Annotated in this window: 21 protein-coding genes; 11 read left to right on the top strand and 10 right to left on the bottom strand. The window is 73.1% G+C overall.

Going from position 1 to position 19,602, the window contains the following annotated elements; genetic code table 11:
- The 3 genes from ACY34K_RS31345 to ACY34K_RS31335 form a co-directional block, all read right to left on the bottom strand.
- Nucleotides 1-642 (bottom strand): WXG100-like domain-containing protein (locus ACY34K_RS31345; protein WP_462753176.1); only part of this gene is annotated, 642 nt, incomplete at its 3' end.
- Between the two features lie 77 nt (nucleotides 643-719).
- A complete protein-coding gene (locus tag ACY34K_RS31340) occupies nucleotides 720-1,748 on the bottom strand; it encodes an MBL fold metallo-hydrolase (RefSeq protein ID WP_462753174.1) in 1,029 nt (342 codons plus the stop codon).
- Nucleotides 1,749-1,832: 84 nt separating this feature from the next.
- Complete coding sequence (locus ACY34K_RS31335) at nucleotides 1,833-2,711, bottom strand: serine hydrolase (RefSeq protein ID WP_462753172.1); 879 nt, start codon at nucleotides 2,709-2,711, stop codon at nucleotides 1,833-1,835.
- Nucleotides 2,712-2,748: 37 nt separating this feature from the next.
- On the opposite strand from ACY34K_RS31335, the gene ACY34K_RS31330 reads away from it, so the two are divergent.
- Nucleotides 2,749-3,807 (top strand): LysR family transcriptional regulator, encoded by a 1,059-nt coding sequence (locus tag ACY34K_RS31330; protein ID WP_462753178.1) that lies wholly within the window; start codon nucleotides 2,749-2,751, stop codon nucleotides 3,805-3,807.
- 460 nt (nucleotides 3,808-4,267) lie between these two features.
- On the opposite strand, the gene ACY34K_RS31325 is transcribed toward ACY34K_RS31330, so the two are convergent.
- Both ACY34K_RS31325 and ACY34K_RS31320 read right to left on the bottom strand, forming a co-directional pair.
- Complete coding sequence (locus ACY34K_RS31325; protein ID WP_462753170.1) at nucleotides 4,268-5,125, bottom strand: transglutaminase family protein; 858 nt, start codon at nucleotides 5,123-5,125, stop codon at nucleotides 4,268-4,270.
- Between the two features lie 5 nt (nucleotides 5,126-5,130).
- A complete protein-coding gene (locus ACY34K_RS31320) occupies nucleotides 5,131-6,132 on the bottom strand; it encodes a GNAT family N-acetyltransferase (RefSeq protein WP_462753168.1) in 1,002 nt (333 codons plus the stop codon).
- Between the two features lie 113 nt (nucleotides 6,133-6,245).
- Here ACY34K_RS31320 and fdxA point away from each other — a divergent pair, with 113 nt between their 5' ends.
- Together fdxA and dapC are read left to right on the top strand one after the other, a co-directional pair.
- Nucleotides 6,246-6,566, top strand: a complete 321-nt coding sequence (gene fdxA / locus ACY34K_RS31315; protein WP_003985062.1) for a ferredoxin — start codon at nucleotides 6,246-6,248, stop codon at nucleotides 6,564-6,566.
- A gap of 79 nt (nucleotides 6,567-6,645) precedes the next feature.
- Nucleotides 6,646-7,740, top strand: coding sequence for a succinyldiaminopimelate transaminase (gene dapC, locus ACY34K_RS31310; RefSeq protein ID WP_462753166.1), 1,095 nt, complete (start codon nucleotides 6,646-6,648; stop codon nucleotides 7,738-7,740).
- 96 nt (nucleotides 7,741-7,836) lie between these two features.
- Here dapC and ACY34K_RS31305 read toward each other — a convergent pair whose 3' ends face one another.
- Together ACY34K_RS31305 and ACY34K_RS31300 are read right to left on the bottom strand one after the other, a co-directional pair.
- Nucleotides 7,837-8,238, bottom strand: coding sequence for an ATP-binding protein (locus ACY34K_RS31305; RefSeq protein ID WP_462753164.1), 402 nt, complete (start codon nucleotides 8,236-8,238; stop codon nucleotides 7,837-7,839).
- A 522-nt stretch (nucleotides 8,239-8,760) separates the two neighbouring features.
- On the bottom strand, nucleotides 8,761-9,690 hold the full coding sequence (locus ACY34K_RS31300; protein WP_462753162.1) for a hypothetical protein: 930 nt from the start codon (nucleotides 9,688-9,690) through the stop codon (nucleotides 8,761-8,763).
- 39 nt (nucleotides 9,691-9,729) lie between these two features.
- Between ACY34K_RS31300 and dapE the strand changes: the two genes are divergently transcribed.
- A complete protein-coding gene (gene dapE, locus ACY34K_RS31295; RefSeq protein ID WP_462753160.1) occupies nucleotides 9,730-10,809 on the top strand; it encodes a succinyl-diaminopimelate desuccinylase in 1,080 nt (359 codons plus the stop codon).
- 78 nt (nucleotides 10,810-10,887) lie between these two features.
- Nucleotides 10,888-11,670 (top strand): LOG family protein, encoded by a 783-nt coding sequence (locus ACY34K_RS31290; RefSeq protein ID WP_462753158.1) that lies wholly within the window; start codon nucleotides 10,888-10,890, stop codon nucleotides 11,668-11,670.
- Nucleotides 11,671-11,749: 79 nt separating this feature from the next.
- Here ACY34K_RS31290 and folP read toward each other — a convergent pair whose 3' ends face one another.
- Complete coding sequence (folP, locus tag ACY34K_RS31285; RefSeq protein WP_462753156.1) at nucleotides 11,750-12,610, bottom strand: dihydropteroate synthase; 861 nt, start codon at nucleotides 12,608-12,610, stop codon at nucleotides 11,750-11,752.
- A 106-nt stretch (nucleotides 12,611-12,716) separates the two neighbouring features.
- On the opposite strand from folP, the gene ACY34K_RS31280 reads away from it, so the two are divergent.
- Together ACY34K_RS31280 and ACY34K_RS31275 are read left to right on the top strand one after the other, a co-directional pair.
- The gene (locus ACY34K_RS31280; RefSeq protein WP_462753154.1) at nucleotides 12,717-13,118 is read left to right on the top strand and encodes a cell division protein DivIVA; all 402 of its coding nucleotides are present in this window, start codon (nucleotides 12,717-12,719) and stop codon (nucleotides 13,116-13,118) included.
- Nucleotides 13,115-13,699: a DNA-3-methyladenine glycosylase I gene (locus ACY34K_RS31275; RefSeq protein ID WP_462753152.1), complete on the top strand. Its 585-nt coding sequence runs from the start codon at nucleotides 13,115-13,117 to the stop codon at nucleotides 13,697-13,699. The genes ACY34K_RS31280 and ACY34K_RS31275 overlap by 4 nt, the downstream gene beginning before the upstream one ends.
- Before the next feature lie 87 nt (nucleotides 13,700-13,786).
- Here the strand turns inward: ACY34K_RS31275 and chcB are convergent, their stop codons facing one another.
- Complete coding sequence (chcB, locus tag ACY34K_RS31270; protein WP_462753150.1) at nucleotides 13,787-14,593, bottom strand: 2-cyclohexenylcarbonyl CoA isomerase; 807 nt, start codon at nucleotides 14,591-14,593, stop codon at nucleotides 13,787-13,789.
- Nucleotides 14,594-14,903: 310 nt separating this feature from the next.
- Here chcB and ACY34K_RS31265 point away from each other — a divergent pair, with 310 nt between their 5' ends.
- Nucleotides 14,904-15,071: a DUF3117 domain-containing protein gene (locus tag ACY34K_RS31265; RefSeq protein ID WP_003966491.1), complete on the top strand. Its 168-nt coding sequence runs from the start codon at nucleotides 14,904-14,906 to the stop codon at nucleotides 15,069-15,071.
- A 184-nt stretch (nucleotides 15,072-15,255) separates the two neighbouring features.
- Here the strand turns inward: ACY34K_RS31265 and ACY34K_RS31260 are convergent, their stop codons facing one another.
- A complete protein-coding gene (locus tag ACY34K_RS31260; protein ID WP_462753148.1) occupies nucleotides 15,256-15,921 on the bottom strand; it encodes an O-methyltransferase in 666 nt (221 codons plus the stop codon).
- A gap of 145 nt (nucleotides 15,922-16,066) precedes the next feature.
- Between ACY34K_RS31260 and sigE the strand changes: the two genes are divergently transcribed.
- The 3 genes from sigE (at nucleotide 16,067) to ACY34K_RS31245 (ending at nucleotide 19,572) form a co-directional block, all read left to right on the top strand.
- Complete coding sequence (gene sigE, locus ACY34K_RS31255; RefSeq protein ID WP_462753146.1) at nucleotides 16,067-16,831, top strand: RNA polymerase sigma factor SigE; 765 nt, start codon at nucleotides 16,067-16,069, stop codon at nucleotides 16,829-16,831.
- Nucleotides 16,828-17,706: an anti-sigma factor family protein gene (locus ACY34K_RS31250; protein ID WP_462753144.1), complete on the top strand. Its 879-nt coding sequence runs from the start codon at nucleotides 16,828-16,830 to the stop codon at nucleotides 17,704-17,706. Before sigE ends, ACY34K_RS31250 begins: the two co-directional genes overlap by 4 nt.
- 102 nt (nucleotides 17,707-17,808) lie before the next feature.
- Complete coding sequence (locus ACY34K_RS31245; RefSeq protein WP_462753142.1) at nucleotides 17,809-19,572, top strand: S1C family serine protease; 1,764 nt, start codon at nucleotides 17,809-17,811, stop codon at nucleotides 19,570-19,572.
- The last annotated feature ends 30 nt before the right edge of the window (nucleotides 19,573-19,602 follow it).

The raw sequence follows: 19,602 nt of genomic DNA, 5'->3' as shown, positions 1-19,602 counted from the left end.
GACACCCTCGTTGAAGCCGTCCTTCCCGGCCTGCTTCGTCTGGTCGAGGTTCACACCGTTCTGGACGCCCAGGGCGTCCATGCTGACCTGGACCACCAGGTCCGCGGCCATGTTCTCCAGCGCCGCCACGGCCGGCTCGGTCATCACCGCCACGATGTGACCGACCGCCTCCTCCATCGCGCCCGTGATGAGCTTCAGCAGCTGCTTCTTCGTGAACGCGATCGCACCGGCGCCGAGCAGGGCCGACAGACCGCCCGTCACGGGTATCAGCGCCATGGCCAGGCCCGTCTGCCCGGCCAGAATGCCCAGCTCCGCGACCGCCTTCCACTTCATGGTCTCGATCGCGCCCGCGGCCATGTCGAGTGCGCCCGCGATCGTCCGGGCGGCGGACACCATGTCCTTCAGGTGCTTGCCCTTGACCTTGCCCCAGTGCTCGTTCAGCGCGTCCATCGCCTCGCCGTGACCCGACGACAGCAAACGCTCCATGTGGTTGTTGGCGAGCTGACCGTCGTCGGCGAGATCGTCCGCGAACTCCCTGAGCGCGTCCGCCATCTCCCGATAGGCGTCCTCGTCAACGTTGGGCCAGTTCACCCCCACAAGGTCAAGCAGCGTATCGGCCCAGTCCGGCACTGTGACAGCCATGACCCCAAGTACCCCCGTACTCATATGCATTCGCAGAATGCTTGTGCGAACAGCCTGTCATGGGCCGGAGAAATGGATCAAGCCGGGATGCGGCGCAGCGCCCGCATGTCCGCCCCGTACACCGTCCGGTAGTCCGGCACCACGATCCGGGACGCCGGGCTCGCGGTCCGGACCTCGTCGAGCAGGGCGTCCAGACGGGACGAGGGATCGCGGCGCGGCGGGGACGACAGGGGCTCCTCGAAGTCGTCCCAGTGGACCGGGACGACGATGCCGGGATCGCCGAGCGCCCGCAGTAGTCGGGGTACGTAGCGGTGGGTCGCCGTGCTGGACGGGACGGCGATGGTCGCGATGTCCGGGCGCAGTCCGTCGGCCGCGCGTTCGGCGAAGTCGCTCGCGCCCATCAGGAAGATCGAGGGACCGTCGGCGACGGTCAGCAGGAAGGCCAGGGTGTCGCCCTCGGGCAGATCGGCGACGGTCTTCGGGGGCTCGGCCGGCGGAGCGTTGAGGGTGCGGGGGAAGAGGTAGGAGTGGCGGGCGTTGCGACTGTGGAGGCTCGCCACCACCTCCACCGTGTACCCGTCGAAGTCCAGCACCTCCCCGCCCTTGACCACCGATATCTGCTTGGGATCCACGCCGAGTGCGCACAGCAGGTGGTAGGTCGTCTCCGTGCCGACCACCCGCGCCCCGGTCGAACGCGCCAGGAACGGCACGTCGTTGATGTGGTCCCAGTGGCTGTGGCTGACCAGGATCAGCTGCGGGCGGCCCGCGTGCCGGGTGGCCAGGGCCTCGTCGGTGGTCAGTTCCGTCGTGGCGTCGAATCCCACCGGTCCACCCGGGACCTTCGGCCCGAACAGGCCGGTACGGAAGCGGGTGACGTAGGGGTCGAAGAGCACCGTCCGGCCGGCGATGTCGATGCGCCAGCCCGAGGTGCCGAGCCAGCGCAGCGAGGCCGCGTCCGCCCGTGTCCGGCCCGGGCGGCCGGGTGCCGCCGCGGCTTTCCCGGCCGGACCCGGCAGCAGGGGAAGGGCGGCTCCGGCAGCCGCTCCGGCCGCGGCGCCGCGCAGCATCGTGCGGCGCCCGAAAGAGTGTGCGTCGGTGTGCGTCATGGGGCGTAGCAGAACAGGCCCGGTAGGGCTGCGTCCAAGACCCGAACGGCCCGCTTTCCATACCGGAATCCGTATCGATGCGGGTCAGAGGCCTCGCAGCCGGTCGACGGCGATCCGCGCCGCCCTCCCGATCGCCGCGTCCGTCGCGGTACGGCCGGTCGCCAGGTCCGGCGTGCGGGCGAAGACGGCCACCGCGTACCGGCCGCCGTCCGGGTACTCCACGACACCCGCCTCGATGTGCAGGCCGGGCAGCGTGCCCGTCTTCGCGGCGACGGACGCCTCGTCGGGGAAGCCGGCCACGAGCCGGTGCCGGAACACCTGGCGGGCCATCAGTCCCCGGACGAAAGCGCATGCTTCGGCGCAGCCCGCCTCGTCGCGCCAGATCAGCCGCAGCAACCGGGTGATGTCACGCGGTGTGCTCGCGTTCGTACGGGCCGGGTCCAGCACGCTCAGCCGGCCGACCTCCTCGGCGCGGAGCGTCGGGTAGACGGCGGCGAACTCCGCCTCGTTACGGGCCCCGACCTCGGCCAGCATCGCCTCCAGCACCTGCCGTGGACCGCCCAGGATGTGCGTACGGGCCAGGCCGAGCTCCGCGGCGAGCAGCCGGACCGTGTCCAGCCCCACCCGCTCCATCAGCAGGTCCGCCGCCGTGTTGTCGCTCACCGAGAGGGCGAAGAACGCGAGGTCCCGCAGCGACAGTTCGGCGTCGTCCGCGCAGCCCGCCGTGCCCCATCCGCCCAGCCGGTGCTCCGCCCGGACCAGGACCCGTTCCCGGGGGTCGAGCTGGCCCGCCGCCACCTGCCGGGCGAACTCCAGCACCAGCAGCACCTTGAACACCGAGGCGATGACGACCGGGTCGTCCGCCCCGAGGCCCGTCTCCGCCTCGGTGTCCACGCCGACGGCATGCAGCCGGCCCTCCGCGCCCGCCGCCGCGAACACCGCGCTCAAACGTCCTTCGATCAACTATCCGCCCCCCGGCTAGAGTCGACGTGTGGATCTCTTGCGCCACCTGCGTATCTTCGTCGTCGTCGCCGAGGAGTTGCACTTCAGCCGGGCCGCCGAGCTGCTCGGCATGGCCCAGCCGCCGCTCAGCCAGGCCGTCCGCCGGCTGGAGAAGGACCTCGGGGCCGAACTCTTCGACCGCTCACGCCGTCAGGTGCGGCTGACGGCGGCCGGGGCGGTCCTGCTCGACGAGGCGCGCGAGCTGCTGGCCCGCGAGGAGCGGACGAGGGCCCTCGTGCTCCGCGCCCGTGACGGCGACCTCGGCACACTCCGCGCCGGGGTCCCGCCGGACACACCGGCCCCGGTGCTGCACGCGCTGCTCGACGCGTGCTCCCGGCATGCCCCCGGCCTCCGGGTCGACCTCCAGGAGGTGACCACCGAGGAACAGCTGCGGATGCTGGCGTCGGGGCGGCTCGACGCGGGACTCGTCCACCAGCCCGTGGACGCCACCGAACTCGCCCTGGGCCCGGAGGTACGGCTGGAGCTCGGGGTCGTCCTGCCCCGCACCTCACCGCTGGCCCGGCTCCCGGAGGTCACCCTCGCCGACCTGACCGGGCACGACCTGGTGCTCTTCCCCCGGGCCACCGCACCCGGCTGGTACGACGCCGTCCTGGACCTGTGCCGCCGGGCGGGCTTCACCCCCGGCCGTGTCCGGCACGCCCGCAATCCGGAGTTCCTGATCGGCCTGGTCACGGCCGGCCGCGGGGTCGCCTTCGACCAGGGCCCGGTGGCGCGCAAGGAGCCCCGCGTGGCCTGGCGCCCGCTGGCCGGACGGCCCCTCGTCCAGCGGATCACCCCGGTCTGGCCCGAGCAGGGCGCCCACCCGGCGGTCCGGCGGTTCGCGGAACTCGCGGCCGGCGTCCTCGCCCGCGACCGTACGTCGGCCACCGGGCCGCTGTCCCGGGGCGACGACGGGCCCACCGGGGGACCCGGTCCGGGCGCGGGCGACGCGGGGCACCGGCGCGGTGACCCCGGATGCACCGGCGAGCCCCCGGCTTCGCCCGCCTCCGAGCTGGAGCAGCGGCCGGTCCGGCCCTGGACCGTGGTGTACGGCTGACGCGGCCCGGCCGCCCACCGGCGGTGCAACCGACGCCGCGGGGACACGGCTCGCCTTCGACACGGCCTGTGCCCCGCTGCCGCGTCCGTACCGACCGGACACCGTGCCGGCGACGGTGCCGCCGGTGTCGAGCGGCCGGACGCCGCGCTTCCCGCGCGGTGCGCGTATGCGGTGGCGACCTGCGGTGCGGCCGACTGTGGTGGACCGGGGGCGCGGCGGACGACGGTGCCGCCCGGTGTGTCGCGGCCGGACGCCGTGCCGGCCGCGCGCTGCGGCCGATCGCGGTGGCGACCTGCTGTGCGCCCGAATGCCGCGTGCCGATCTACGAGACGGCCGACCACAGCGCCGCCTGGTGTCGCGGCCCGACGCCGTGCCGGCCGTGCGGGGCGGCCGATCGCGGTGGTGACCTGCGGTGCGGCCGGGCACCGTGCCGACCGGCGGGGCGCGCGACCGCGAGCGGTCAGTTCAGCATCGCCCGTGCCGCCCGCGCCAGCTCCCGCACCTTCTCCGCGGCCACCGGCTCGACCGCGTCCACGACCTGCGCGTACGCGTCCATCTCCGCGGCCCCGGTCAGGAAGTCGCCCCGCTGGACCAGCAGCTGCGCGCGCTCGTAGCGCAGCCGGGCGGGGTGGGAGGGCATCAGCAGCGACAGCTCGACCGCCCAGAGCGCGACGTCCGACCGCTCGGGCCGGGGCGCCGCCCAGGCGCGGATGTTGTTCAGGATCCGCAGCACGATGTCGAGCGGATCGGCGGGCATCAGCATCGACGCGCTCAGCGGCCCGCCCGTCGCACCCACCACCAGCAGCTCCGCGTCCTGGCCGGTGAGCGGCCGGCCCCCGGCGAACGGATCGGCCAGCACCTGTTCCTCCGGGTCCCCGAAACCGACGACGAAGTGGCCCGGCAGCGCCACGCCGTACACCGGGGCGCCCGCCCGTCGCGCCACCTCGATCCAGACCACGGACAGCAGGATGGGCAGGCCCCTGCGGCGCCTCAGCACTTCGTGGAGCAGCGACGAGTCCAGGCGCTGGTAGTCCGCGGGCGTGCCGTGGAAGCCGCAGCGCTCGCCCAGCAGCTCGCCGAGCGCGCCCACCCAGGAGCGGGCGTCCCGGATGCCGTACGGCAGCATCCCGGCGAGCCGGTCCAGCTCGATCTCGGCCGCGTCCATCCCGGCCTGCCCCAGCGACGCGTCCGCCTCGGCACCGACCAGCAGACAGAGGGTGGTGAGGTCGGGCCGCTCCTCGCGGACCTCCTCGGCGAACCACTCCCGCGGGTCCGGGCGGTCCGGATCACGATCGGGGTCGGGGCGCTGCGGCTGCATACGCATCACGTACCCGCTTCGGGAGATCGGAAGTGGTGGTAGAGGTGATGGACCGCGAAGCCCATCCCGTCGTAGAGGGAGCGTGCCCCCTCGTTGTCCGTTTCCACCTGCAGCCATGCGGCCGAGGCGCCCTCGTCCAGCGCCCGGCGGGCCAGCGCCGCCATCACCGCGGTGGCCAGGCCGCGGCGCCGGTGCTCCGGAGCCACCTCGACCGCCATGAAACCGGCCCAGCGGCCGTCCACGACGCACCGCCCGATGGCGGCGGGCACCTCCGACCCGCCCGGCACGGTGGCGAACCACACCGAGGGCCCGCTGCCCAGAACCCGCAGCACATGGGGCCCCGGCACATTGAACCGCTGGTAGCGCCGGAGCCACGGCTCCTCGGGGGAGCGCGACAGCAGGACGCCCTCGGCGGGGAGGTCCGCGACCGGCGCCAGCCCTCCGGTCCGCACCTCCGCCGACACCTCGCGCAGCCAGCTCCGCTCCTCCAGCGCGGCGCACAGCGGCTCATGGGTGCCCTCCGCGCCGGTCGCGGCCTGGATGTACGGCGGCAGGCCCCGCTCCTCGTACCAGGCGCGCACCCGCGCGAGCGCCGGGTCCAGCGCCATGCCGGGATCACCCAGGGGAAGCGCCGAGTTGGCCCTGCGGGTGAATCCTCCGGCGGCGCGCAGGGTCCACTCTCCGAGTGGTTCGCTCTCCACCGGCTGCCAGGACCGCGCCTGCACCCGGGCGAGCTCCTCGAAGCTCGCCGCCGGCCCCCGCCTCCGGGCCGGCGCGGGGGGCACGACCTTGCCCGCGACCAGCGACGATTCCGGGATACGGACGGTCTCACCGGTCCGGCGTGTGACCAGCAGCACACCCTCGTTCCATGATGTGAGAACACCAACCGTGTCGGTGAACTTCTCCCCGGTCCCCCCGGAGTCGCTCAACCGGCGGACGGAGACGCGTTTTCCCACGTCAGAGGGGGTGATACGGACCTCCAGTCGTCCGCCCGCAGTGAATTCCACAGCTCTCTACGCCCCTCCTGTTCGGATCGTCCCCAGGAACGGAGATACTAGGTGCGGGCATCGACGACGCCGCGCTCCCGCGCAAGCCAGCCCTACCGAGGAGGAACGACAGCGTGACCTACGTCATCGCGCAGCCTTGTGTCGACGTCAAGGACAAGGCGTGCATCGAGGAGTGCCCCGTCGACTGCATCTACGAGGGCTCCCGGTCCTTGTACATCCACCCGGACGAGTGCGTCGACTGTGGTGCTTGTGAGCCGGTCTGCCCGGTCGAGGCGATCTTCTACGAGGACGACACTCCGGAGGAGTGGAAGGACTACTACAAGGCGAACGTCGAGTTCTTCGACGAGCTCGGTTCGCCCGGTGGCGCCTCGAAGCTGGGTCTGATCGAGCGCGACCACCCCTTCATCGCCGCGCTGCCGCCGCAGAACGGCTGATTTCCACACCCTCGGTCCCGTACGGTACGTCCGCCGTACGGGACCGCGGCGTTCCCGCCCGTACGAGAAAGTGAGCCCCGTGTCCCCCGTCTCCGCACGCCTCCCCGTCTTCCCCTGGGACAAGCTCGAGCCGTACAAGAAGACGGCCGCGGCCCACCCGGACGGCATCGTGGACCTCTCCGTCGGCACGCCCGTGGATCCGGTCCCCGAAGTGGTCCGGCAGGCACTGGTCGCCGCGGCCGACTCGCCGGGCTATCCGATGGTGTGGGGGACCGCCGCGCTGCGCGACGCGCTCACCGGCTGGTGCGAGCGGCGGCTGGGCGCGCGGGGCTTCGCGCACACCAATGTGCTGCCCGTGGTCGGCTCCAAGGAACTGGTCGCCTGGCTGCCCACCCAGCTGGGCCTGGGTGCCGGTGACACGGTCGCCCACCCCCGCCTGGCCTACCCGACCTACGAGGTCGGCGCCCGGCTGTGCGGTGCGACCCCGGTGGTCTACGACGACCCGACGGAGCTGGATCCGGCCGGCCTGAAGCTGCTCTGGCTGAACTCCCCGTCCAACCCGACCGGCAGGGTCATCCCCAAGGAGGAGCTGACCCGGATCGTCGCCTGGGCGCGCGAGCACGGGGTGCTCGTCTTCAGTGACGAGTGCTACCTGGAGCTGGGCTGGGAGTCCGACCCGGTCTCGGTGCTGCACCCGGACGTCTGCGGCGGTACGTACGACGGCATCGTCGCCGTCCACTCGCTGTCCAAGCGGTCCAACCTGGCGGGCTACCGCGCGGCGTTCATCGCGGGCGACGCGGCCGTGCTCGGTGAGCTGCTGCAGATCCGCAAGCACGGCGGCATGATGACGCCCGCCCCGGTGCAGGCGGCGACGGTCGCGGCCCTCGGCGACGACGCCCATGTGCGCGAGCAGCGGGCGCGGTACGCGGCCCGGCGGGCCGCGCTGCGCTCGGCGCTGGAGTCGCACGGCTTCCGGATCGAGCACAGCGAGGCGAGCCTGTACCTGTGGGCGACCCGGGACGAGCCGTGCTGGGAGACCGTGGGGTCCCTGGCGGAACTGGGCATCCTGGTCGCGCCCGGCGACTTCTACGGCGAGGCGGGCGAGCGGTTCGTACGGGTGGCGTTCACCGCCACGGACGAGCGGGTCGAGGCCGCGGTCAAGCGGCTGGGCTGAGGGCCCGCGGCGGCCCGCGCCGGTCACGACATGCGGAAGGGCCCGGGGAGCGGGATGCTCCCCGGGCCCTTCCGGCTGCCTGCCGGGCGCCGGGTCTCAGCCGAGCGGGCCGCCGAGCGCACCGGCCGGTGCCGCCGCGGCGGCACCGCCGACCAGGCCACCGGCGTTGCCCGCGGCCTCACCGGCGGCCTGCTGCGCGGCCGGCACGGCCGGAGCGGCGGTCTTGTGGGTGGTGCCGACGAGGTTGCCCGCGGCCGGCATGGCCTTCTTCACGGTCGCGTTGCCGGTGGCACCCGCCGTCTCGGCGGCGTTCTGCGAGGTGCCGGCGATCTTGTCGGCGACCGCGCCGGAGTCGGGGGCGGCGACGCCGCCCAGGTCGGGAGTGGCGGGGAGAGCTTCCACGGCGCTTGCGGAGCCGGCCGCACCGACCACGGGAGCTGCGCCCGCTGCGACGAGCAGCGCGGCACGGGCGATCCGACGGGTCAGGGGGAGGGACATGGTGCTCCTTCGACGGGAGAAGACATGGGCTGGTGGTGCGTGAGTGGTGCCTGTCCGACGATCGGACGCTGTGACAACCGGTCCGAGGCCCGGGAAGGTTGCGGTGACCCAAGGTAAAGAGTTGGTAATGCGTCGCATTATCGGTTTCGCCGAAAAGTGGGCAAACAAACGCACTTCGAGAATGCCTGAAGAACCGTCACTTCGCTTGGCCCGCAAGGGAAAAGCAGCAAGGCGCGAAGGTGCGGGGGAAGCGCCGGAAAGCCGCCCGGGGGAAAGCCGGGATCAACTCCTCGGGGTGAATCGTCGTACGAGCGACCGGAGGTCGTACGAAAGGTGTGCGACCGCGGTCGCGGGCGCCCTAAGGGCTGTCCCGTAATCCCCGGCGGGCGCACGGCGACAGCCACGGTACCTCGCTGAGTTGTCGGAACGCCCGAATACGCCCAGTATGAGGACGCCCCCCGGCCTTGCGATGCACCGCATCCGACGCCGCGCGCTGATCCACCGGGGATTACGGGACAGCCCTTAGGCGGCCTGGCGCACCACGCGGATGCGCACCGCGTCGGCGCCGGAATCCCCGCCCGTGCGCCAGCCCTCGGCCGACCGGCTCGCGCTCCAGACCCGCCCCGCGTAGGACACTTCGGCGAGGCCCAGGTCGTCCGCCCGCGCCACCGCCCACTGCGCCAGCTCCCAGCCCCGCCGCGCGCCCCCGGCGCCGACCCCGGCGCTGGTGCCCTCCGGGCCCGCCGCCGTCCCGCCGGCCGCCGGCACCGCCAGCGCGATGTCCGCCGTGCCGCCCCGGGTGCCGCCGGCCAGCACGTCCTTGCCGAACACCCGCGTCAGCTCCGCCCGGACCTTCGCCGGATCGCCCGGCCGCGGCCCGGCGCCGCTGCCCGACGTACAGGTCAGGGACGCGGCCGACCGTCCCGTCAGCGCCGCCGCCAGCAGCGTGGCGTCCGGCTCGTGCTTCGCGTACGCCTGCGGATAGCCGCTGCGCTGGACGCGCTGGGCCGCCACGGTCAGCGGCAGCCGCGAATAGCCCGGCACCTCGGCCAGGCGCTCGTAGAACCGGCTCGCCGAGAACACCGGGTCGAGGATCTGCTTCTGCGTCCCCCAGCCCTGCGACGGCCGCTGCTGGAACAGGCCGATCGAGTCCCGGTCGCCGTGGTCGATGTTGCGCAGCGCCGACTCCTGCAGCGCCGTCGCCAGGGCGATCGTGACCGCGCGCTCCGGCATTCCGCGGCCGGTGCCGACGGCGGCGATCGTCGCGGCGTTCGACGCCTGCTCCGGACTGAGCCGGTACGTCGTACTGCCGCTGCCCACCGTGCAGCGCGGGGCGCCCTTTCCGCCCGTCACGTACTGCACCACCACGTACCCGATCACCGCCAGGAGCACGGCGAGAGCGGCCGCCACGCGGACGCGGCGACCCCTGCGGGCAGTCGTGGACTCGGACACGGAGCCAACCGTACTGGAGGCCGGGATAGGGTCGGCACCATGTCCGAATCAGTGCTCGACCTCAGCCAGGACGGCCCGGCGCTGACCGCCGCGCTCGTCGACTTCCCCTCGGTCAGCGGCAGCGAGAAGCCCCTCGCGGACGCCATCGAGCAGGCACTGCGCGCGCTTCCGCACCTCACCGTGGACCGGCACGGGAACAACGTCGTGGCCCGCACGAACCTCGGCAGGGCCGAGCGGGTCGTGCTCGCCGGACACATCGACACCGTGCCCATCGCCGACAACGTCCCGTCCCGGCTGGACGACGACGGAGTGCTGTGGGGCTGCGGGACCACCGACATGAAGTCCGGCGTCGCCGTGCAGCTGAGGATCGCCGCCACCGTCCCCGAGCCCAACCGCGACCTCACCTTCGTCTTCTACGACAACGAAGAGGTCGCCTCCCACCTCAACGGCCTCGGACATGTGGCGGAAGCACACCCGGACTGGCTCGCCGGCGACTTCGCCGTCCTTCTGGAGCCCTCCGAGGGCGAGGTGGAGGGCGGCTGCCAGGGCACGCTCCGCGTCCACCTCCGTACGAAGGGTGAGCGCGCCCACTCCGCGCGCGGCTGGATGGGGTCCAACGCCATCCACGCCGCCGCACCGATCCTCGCCCGCCTGGCCGCCTATGAACCGCGCCGGCCGGTCATCGACGGCCTCGAGTACCACGAGGGCCTCAACGCCGTGGGGATCGACGGTTTCGTCGCCACCAACGTGATCCCCGACGAGTGCACCGTGATCGTCAACTACCGCTACGCCCCCGACCGGTCCATGGAGGAGGCCGAGGCGCACGTGCGTGAGGTCTTCGCTGACTGCGGCGTCGAGGAGTTCGTGGTCGACGACCACGCGGGTGGCGCGCTGCCCGGGCTCTCCCACCCGGCGGCCGCGGCCTTCATGGCGGCGGTCGGCGGCACCGCGAAGCCGAAGTTCGGCTGGACCGACGTGGCCCGGTTCAGCGCCCTCGGCGTCCCGGCGGTCAATTACGGGCCCGGCAATCCGCACTTCGCGCACAAGCGGGACGAGCACGTCGCCGTCGAGAAGATCACGCACTGCGAGCGCCGTCTGTACGACTGGCTCACTGCCTGACCTCCGTAATTTCGCCTTTTGTAACGTCGCTCGTCCTACCCTGAGCCAAGCAACGATGTTCAGCGGAGGGAGCGGGTCATGGGGAACTCCGAGACCGAGGCCGAGGCCGAGGGACTGCGGGCGCTGGCGGAACAGCGGCTGGGTCCGGTGCTGCGCCGCAGGGAGCAGGTGCAGCCCGGCACGACCGATCAGCGGCTGCTGGACACGGCGGGCGACTCCGAGTGGGTCCACACCGACCCCTGGCGGGTCATGCGCATCCAGTCGGAGTTCGTGGAGGGCTTCGGGGCCCTCGCCGAACTGCCCAGTGCCATCAGCGTCTTCGGCTCGGCCCGCACCCCGGAGGGCACGCCGGAGTACGAGGCGGGCGTCCGGATCGGCCGCGCGCTGGTCGAGGCCGGTTTCGCGGTGATCACCGGCGGCGGGCCCGGGGCCATGGAGGCCGCGAACCGGGGCGCGCGGGAGGCGAAGGGCATCTCGGTCGGCCTGGGCATCGAGCTGCCCTTCGAGCAGGGTCTGAACCCGCACGTCGACATCGGGGTCAACTTCCGCTACTTCTTCGTCCGCAAGACGATGTTCGTGAAGTACGCGCAGGGCTTCGTCGTCCTGCCGGGCGGGCTCGGCACTCTCGACGAGCTCTTCGAGGCACTGACGCTGGTCCAGACGCGGAAGGTGACCCGCTTCCCGATCGTGCTCTTCGGGACGGAGTACTGGGCCGGACTCGTCGACTGGCTCCGCGGCACGGTGATCGCCGGGGGCAAGGCCTCCGAGCACGACCTGCTGCTCTTCCACGTCACGGACGACGTCGAGGAGGCGGTCGCGCTGGTCACCAAGGAGGTCGGGCCGCACGGCCCCGGCCGCTGAGCCGGCCCCCGGGCCGGTCCGGCCGGCCCGGTCCCGTCGGCCGCCCCGTTCCCGCCGCCGTCCGGTGGCGGGACACTCCCTAGGCCAGTCCCCGGCGGGCGACCGCCGGGGCGCGGTGGCCGGCGATCGTGGCCACCATGTCCAGGATCTGCCTGGTCTCGGCGACCTCGTGGACGCGGTAGACGCGCGCGCCCAGCCACGCCGAGACCGCGGTCGTCGCGAGGGTGCCGAGCACCCGCTCCTTGACCGGCTTGTCGAGCGTCTCGCCGACGAAGTCCTTGTTGGACAGCGACACCAGCACCGGCCAGCCCGTCTCCACCATCTCGTCCAGCCGGCGGGTCGCCTCCAGGCTGTGCCGGGTGTTCTTGCCGAAGTCGTGGCCCGGGTCGATCAGGATGCCGTCCCGGCGCACCCCGAGCGACACGGCCCGCTCCGCCAGCCCCACGGTCACCCGCAGGATGTCGGCCATCACGTCGTCGTACGTGATCCGGTGCGGCCGGGTCCGGGGCTCGGCGCCGCCGGCGTGCGTGCACACCAGACCGGCGCCGTACCGTGCCGCGACCTCGGCGAGCCGGGGATCGACCCCGCCCCAGGCGTCGTTCAGCAGATCGGCGCCGGCCTCGCAGACCGCCTCGCCCACATCGTGCCGCCAGGTGTCGACGCTGATCACCACGTCCGGGTGGCGCCGCCGCACCTCGGCCACGAACCCGACCGTGCGACGCGCCTCCTCCTCGGCCGTCACCTCCTCGCCGGGACCGGCCTTCACGCCGCCGATGTCGATGATGGCGGCGCCCTCGGCCACCGCCTGCTCGACGCGGGCCAGCGCCGGCTCGTCCCGGAAGGTGGCCCCCTGGTCGTAGAAGGAGTCGGGTGTCCGGTTCACGATCGCCATGATCACCGGCTCGTGCGCATCGAATTCACGCCGTCCCAAGCGCAGCATCCCGTTTGTCCTCCTCGCGTTACGTCGCCTGCGACCTTAACCGTCGGTGGCGCATGGCACGATCGGCTCCGGTACGTTTTTCGCTCCCGGTGGAGAGGCGCACGCTGTGTTCTGGTTCTTGCTGATCACGATGGTCGTGGTCGTCGCCGCGGTCACCCTCGCCGTGGTCGGCGGCGGGGAGAGCGAGGTCCTTCCCGAGGCGGCGCCCGAGCAGCTGGTCGACCCGCTGCCGGCGACCCGGCCCGTGGGGCGCGCCGACGTGGAGGCCCTCCGGCTGCCGCTCGCACCGCGCGGCTACCGGATGGGGGACGTCGACGACGTGCTGAGCCGGCTGGGCGCCGAACTCGCCGAGCGCGACGCGCGGATCGCCGAGCTGGAGGCGGCGCTGGCCGGGGCCCAGGCCACGGCGGTCGGCGGACCGGATCTCTTCGAGAAGCCGGGCGCCCGGCCCGAGCGCCCGTCCGGCGAAGACCGGGACGGGGACGAGGACGAGGAGCGGGACCGGTGACCGCCGTCCCGGGGCCGGACGGACGGCCGCGCTGCCCGTGGGGCCTGTCCACGGCGGACTACGTGACGTACCACGACGAGGAGTGGGGCCGCCCGGTCCACGGCGACGACGCCCTCTTCGAACGGCTCTGCCTGGAGGCGTTCCAGTCCGGCCTGTCCTGGATCACGATCCTGCGCAGGCGTGAGGGCTTCCGCCGCGCCTTCGCGGACTTCAGGATCAAGACGGTCGCGGAGTTCACCGACGCCGACCGCGAGCGGCTCCTCGCCGACGAGGGCATCATCCGCAACCGCGCCAAGATCGACGCCTGTCTCGCCAACGCCCGTGTGCTGGCCGGCTGGGCGCCGGGCGAGCTGGACGAGCTGATCTGGTCGCACGCCCCCGACCCGGCCGCGCGCCCGGCGCCCCGCACCATCGCCGACGTCCCGGCGGTCACCGAGGAGTCGACCGCCCTGTCGAAGGCCCTCAAGAAGCGCGGACTGCGCTTCATCGGGCCCACGACCGCCTACGCCCTGATGCAGGCCTGCGGCCTGGTCGACGACCACCTGGCGGACTGCGTCGCCCGGGGGCCCGCCCGGGCCTGACGTCGGCCCGACGCCCGTCCCGGGTGCCCGCGCCCCGCGCGCCGGCGGGCGGCGCGGAGATGTGGCGCGGGCGGCCGCCCCGGCCGGTCAGCGGCCCGTGAACTCCGGCTTCGTCTTCGTGACGAACGCCGTCACCGCGATCGTGTGGTCCGCGGAGGCACCGGCCCGTGACTGCAGCTCATCCTCCTTGTCCAGGGTCTCGGAGAGGGAGTGTCCCGCCCCGTACGCGAGCGACTCCTTGATCGCCGCGTAGGCGAGGGTCGGGCCCTCGGCGAGGGCGCGCGCCACGGCCTCGGCCTCCGCCGCCAGGTCCGCGGCCGGCACCAGCTTGTTCACGATGCCCAGCTCCTGGGCCTCCTGGGCGGTGATCGAGCGGGGGAAGAGCAGCAGGTCGGCGGCGCGGCTCGGACCGATCAGCCGAGGCAGGGTCCAGGAGACGCCCGAGTCGGCGGTGAGCGCCACTCCCGCGAAGGAGGTGGTGAACTTCGCCGTGTCCGCCACCACGCGGTAGTCCGCGGCGAAGGCGAAGCCCGCGCCGGCGCCGGCGGCGACGCCGTTCACGCCGGCCACCACCGGCTTCGGCATCTCGGTGATCGTCCGCACGATGGGGTTGTAGTGCTCCTTCACCGTGTTCATCACGTTGTCGCCGCCGCCCGACTCGTGGGCGGCCTGGAGCAGCCCGATGTGCTCCTTGAGGTCCTGGCCGACACAGAAGGCACGGTCCCCGGCAGCGGTGAGCAGCACCGCCCGCACCGCGTCGTCGTCGGCGGCGGTCCGCAGCGCGTCCCGCAGGGCGACCTTCGCCTCGATGTTCATGGCGTTCATGGCCTCGGGCCGGTTGAGTGTGATCGTCGCGAGCCCGTCGCTCACCTCGTACAGCACGGTGTCGGCCATGGCAGGTCCCCTCAGTCGATGCGGCGATGTCCCGCTCAGCATGGCGGAGATCGTCCGGCTCCGACATGTGACCTGCGTCAAAGAATGTCCGGTCACCCCGGTGCGTGCGGCGGCGAAGTATCGCAGGCGGATCCCCGAATTGGGCCGTTTTGCGAGAGCGCGTTGCCTAAGCGATGCCGTCCGATGTTGGTCATCGGGTCCTGCCATGCGGGATAATGACCTGGAAGCAATGTGTTCGATGCCGGTGATGCGTGCCCATGCCAGAGGGCCGTCGGCTGACGATGAGCTGGTTTCAGGAAGGGGAACGAGCATGGCGGCCATGAAGCCGCGGACGGGCGACGGCCCGCTCGAGGTGACCAAGGAGGGGCGGGGCATCGTCATGCGCGTTCCGCTCGAAGGCGGCGGTCGGCTTGTCGTCGAGCTGACTCCGGACGAGGCCGACGCCCTCGGCGACGCACTGAAGAAGGTCGTCGGCTGACGCGGCAACGCGCACGGTTTTTCCGAGAGCCCCGGTACGGAACGCGTTCACGCGCTTCCACCGGGGCTCTCGCGTTCCCGCGACGCCGGCCCGGCCGTGCGCCCGTCCCGGCCCCGCCCCCGTCGAGCCGTGTGCCCGTCGAGCGCCTGTCGAGCCGTGTGCCGTCCGGCCGCGGCCGCTCGGCTCAGCCGCGTCTGACCGCGCAGAGCAGCCCGTCGCCCACGGGCAGCAGTGAGGGCACCAGCTCCTGGCTCTCGCGGACCGTCCGCAGCAGCTCGCGCAGCCTGAGGACCTCGGCCGGCTGGGCCCCCGAGTCGACCGTGCGGCCGTCCGCGAAGACCCCCTCGAAACACACGAGACCCCCCGGTCGCAGCAGGCGCAACGATTCAGCGAGATAGTCGAGGGACTCGGTACGGTCGCCGTCGCAGAAGACCAGGTCGTACCCGCCGTCCGCGAGCCGGGGGAGTACATCCAGAGCACGGCCCGGGATGAACCGTGCCCGGTTCCCCGCGAAGCCCGCCGCCCGGAACGCCTGCCGGGCGAACTGCTGCCGCTCCGGCTCCGTGTCCACCGTGGTCAGAACGCCGTCGGGCCGCATGCCGTGCAGCAGGTAGATCCCCGAGACGCCGGTCCCCGTGCCGATCTCGGCGATCGCCTTGGCGTCCGCCGTGGCCGCCAGCAAACGCAGCGCGGCGCCGGTGCCTGGCGACACCGAGGGCAGCCCTGCCTCCCGGGCCCGCTCACGGGCCCAGCGCAGAGCATCGTCCTCGGCGACAAAGGCGTCGGCGAACGCCCAGCTCGTCTGCCGGTTGGCGGTAATGACCCTCTCCTGTCCCCGTAGTTGGCGCAACGGTGACTGTATCCGTTCGGGGCCGGGAACCCGCAGATGGGACCGTGCGTTATGGAGGGGCAGGGGGGATTACATGGATCAAGACCCGAAGCCGGTCCCAAATTCACGTAAAGATTCTTATCCGGAGCTAACGGGCGAGGTGGCTATGGTAGGGGCTCCACTGGACACCACCAGAGCCGACAGGGGAGGTGCGGCTGCGCCTGTGGATCGGGGAGGAGTGCTTCGGCGCCTTCTCAGGTCGGCGGGTGAGCCGAAATCCGTGACCGACACCGCTGACCGTTCCCACGCCGCCACCGACTTCGCACCCACCACCGCGACCTTCGCATCGGATGCGGAATCGCAGGCGTGGACTCCGCCCTCCTGGGAGGAGATCGTCAGCACGCACAGTGGCCGGGTCTACCGTCTCGCCTACCGCCTCACCGGCAACCAGCACGACGCCGAGGACCTGACCCAGGAGGTCTTCGTCCGGGTGTTCCGCTCGCTGTCGACCTACACCCCCGGCACCTTCGAGGGCTGGCTGCACCGCATCACCACCAACCTCTTCCTGGACATGGTGCGCCGTAAGCAGCGCATCCGCTTCGACGCCCTCGGCGACGACGCGGCCGAGCGGCTGCCCAGCCGGGAGCCGTCCCCCCAGCAGGTCTTCCACGACACGCACTTCGACGCCGACGTCCAGCAGGCGCTCGACACCCTCGCACCGGAGTTCCGCGCCGCCGTGGTGCTGTGCGACATCGAAGGACTGTCGTACGAGGAGATCGCCGCGACCCTCGGCGTGAAGCTCGGCACCGTCCGCAGCCGCATCCACCGCGGCCGCTCGCACCTGCGCAAGGCCCTCAAGCACCGATCGCCCGAGGCCCGGGCCGAGCAGCGCACCTTCGTGGCCGTGGGCGGGGAGGGCGGACCCGCGTGAGTGGCACCAGTCCTACCCCCGCGGAACAGCACCTGGGGGACCGTCTCGCTGCCCTGGTGGACGGCGAGCTCGGCCACGACGCGCGCGAGCGGGTCCTGGCCCACCTGGCGACCTGTCCCAAGTGCAAGGCCGAGGCCGACGCCCAGCGCCGGCTGAAGAGCGTCTTCGCCCAGGCAGCCCCTCCTCCTCCCTCGGAGGGGCTGCTCGCACGCCTCCAGGGGTTGCCCGGGGGTGCTCCGGGAGACGACGACCGGAGCGGGCCCTTCGGCCCCGGACGCCTCGGCGACGGAGTCCTCACGGTGAAGACGGACGGCTTCCGGTACGCCCCGGCCGACGGCACGGCCGAATCCGTGCTGCCCGGCGGCCCCGGCGCCGGCTTCCGCATCCACGCGGTGGGCCGTCCGGACCACGACCGCTCGTCGGCCTGGCGCGGGCGCAGGTTCGCCTTCGCCGCCGCCAGCGCCGTGTCGTTCGCGGCCATCGCCCTCGGCGGCGCCCTGCCAACGGTCGCCCCGCTCGACGCCCGCGGCGAGGGGAGCGGGAACAGCGTCACCCCGCTCCGCGCACCCGCCCAGACGCCCGGCGCCGAGACCAGCCGCCGCCGGGGAGTCGGACCCGTCAGGGCCACGGACAGCACCGCCCCGCTGCCGGGCGTACCGGTGCGGCAGAACCGGCAGCCGGGAGACCACCCCTTTCTGCTGGCCGCACAGCAGAGCGGGCTGGGCGGTCTGAGCGGTCTCTCCGCGCTGAGCAGTGCCACGCCGCTGCCGCTCGCCCGGCCCACCGGGTCGGCGCTGCACCTCGCGACGGCCGCGGGGCTCAGCCCGTCCGCCACACCGTCCCCCAGCGTGCTGCCACTCTCGGCCAGACGCTGACGGCCCGTCGCAGGGCCCCCTGCGCGAAGGGCCCCGGACCTGGTTGAATCCATGGACAGGGGCGCCCGGCAGGGGGCGCGGAGGGCCAGTTGCGGGGAGAGCATGGACGACGGGAAGCCGACCGGGTCGAAGCCGAAGTGGTGGAGCCGGCCCGCGCGGCCGGACGCGACGACGCCCACGGAGCCGGAGGGCGCCGCCCCCGCGCCGAACCGGGCCGACACCCAGGCGCACCCCGCGACGGCCCCGGAGCCCGACGTGTCCGCACCGGCGGGCCCCACGGCGCCGGTCCGGGACGGTGGCCCCGCGCCCGCCACCCGGCCCCTTCAGACTCAGGTGCGGCCGCAGCCGCTGCACCAGCCCGACGAGTACAGCACCCCGCCGTACGGCGAGCCCGGTCCGTGGGCCCCGGCCCCGCCCGTACAGCGGCCGGTGGCGACCCCCGCGCACGGCACCCCGGTGCCGCCCGCGCAGCCGCCCGCGCCGGCACCGGCGGCGCCGCAGGCCCCGCCCGTGGCGGCGTACGGAACCCCGCACCCTCAGCAGCCGGCCCAGCCCCTGCCCCAGCCCCGGACGCAGATGCCGGGAACCGTCCCGCAGCCGGGAGCCGTCCCGCAGGCCCAGGCCCAGGCCCAGGCCCAGGCCCAGGCTCAGCCCCAGCCGGCGTCGACGCAGTGGCTGCAGTACGACCCCTGGAGCAGCCCCGCGGCCCGCGGGCCTCTGACGCACCCCGGGCAGCCCGCTCCGGACGGCGGCCGCCGGAAGCGGCGTGGCGCCAAAGTCGCGGCGGCCCTGCTCTTCGCGCTGCTCACCGGCGTACTGGGCGGCGGCGTCGGGGCGTACATAGAGCGCCACGGCGGGCTCACCACGGTCGAGCTGCCGCAGGCGGGCCGGGAGGACGGCGGCCGCGCCCCGGACTCCGTCGCGGGCATCGCCGCAAGCGCCCTGCCCAGCGTCGTCACCCTGCACGTCAGCGGCGGCGGGGAGCAGGGCACCGGCACCGGCTTCGTCCTCGACGAGCAGGGCCACATCCTCACCAACAACCACGTCGTCGACCCGGCGGGCAGCTCCGGCGAGATCACCGTCACCTTCAGCGGCGGCGAGACCGCCCGCGCCAAGCTCGTCGGCAAGGACAGCGGCTACGACCTCGCGGTCGTCAAGGTGTCCGGGGTGTCCAACCTCAAGCCGCTGCCGCTCGGCAACTCCGACAACGTCCGCGTCGGGGACCCGGTCGTGGCCATCGGCGCCCCCTTCGACCTCCAGAACACCGTGACGTCCGGCATCATCAGCGCCAAGGAGCGGCCCATCACCGCGGGCGGCGAGAAGGGTGACGGCAGCGACATCAGCTACGTCGACGCCCTGCAGACCGACGCCCCGATAAACCCGGGCAACTCGGGCGGGCCGCTGGTCGACTCAAAGGCCCGTGTCATCGGCATCAACAGCGCCATCCGGGCGGCGGACAACGGCTCGGGGCCCGAGGGCGGTCAGGCCGGCTCCATAGGGCTCGGCTTCGCCATCCCCATCAACCAGGGCAAGCGCGTCGCGGAAGAGCTCATCAACACCGGCAAGGCCAGCCATCCCGTCATCGGCGTCAGCCTCGACATGAAGTACAGCGGCGACGGCGCCCGTGTCGGCGACAAGGCCCAGGACGGCGGTCCCTCGGTCACCCCCGGCGGCGCCGCGGCCAAGGCGGGCATCCTCCCCGGCGACGTCATCACCAAGGTCGACGGCCAGCGCGTGCACAGCGGCGAGGAACTCATCGTGAAGATCCGCGCCCACCGCCCCGGCGACCAGCTGCGGCTCACCCTGCTCCGGAGCGGCAAGGAGCAGACCAAGACGCTCACCCTCGGCTCCTCCACGAGCGGCTGATCCGCCCGGTGCGGGCCACACCCCCGATGG

It is taken from the genome of Streptomyces sp. STAM6 (assembly GCF_054963715.1).
This window is presented reverse-complemented; position numbering and strand designations above follow the sequence as displayed.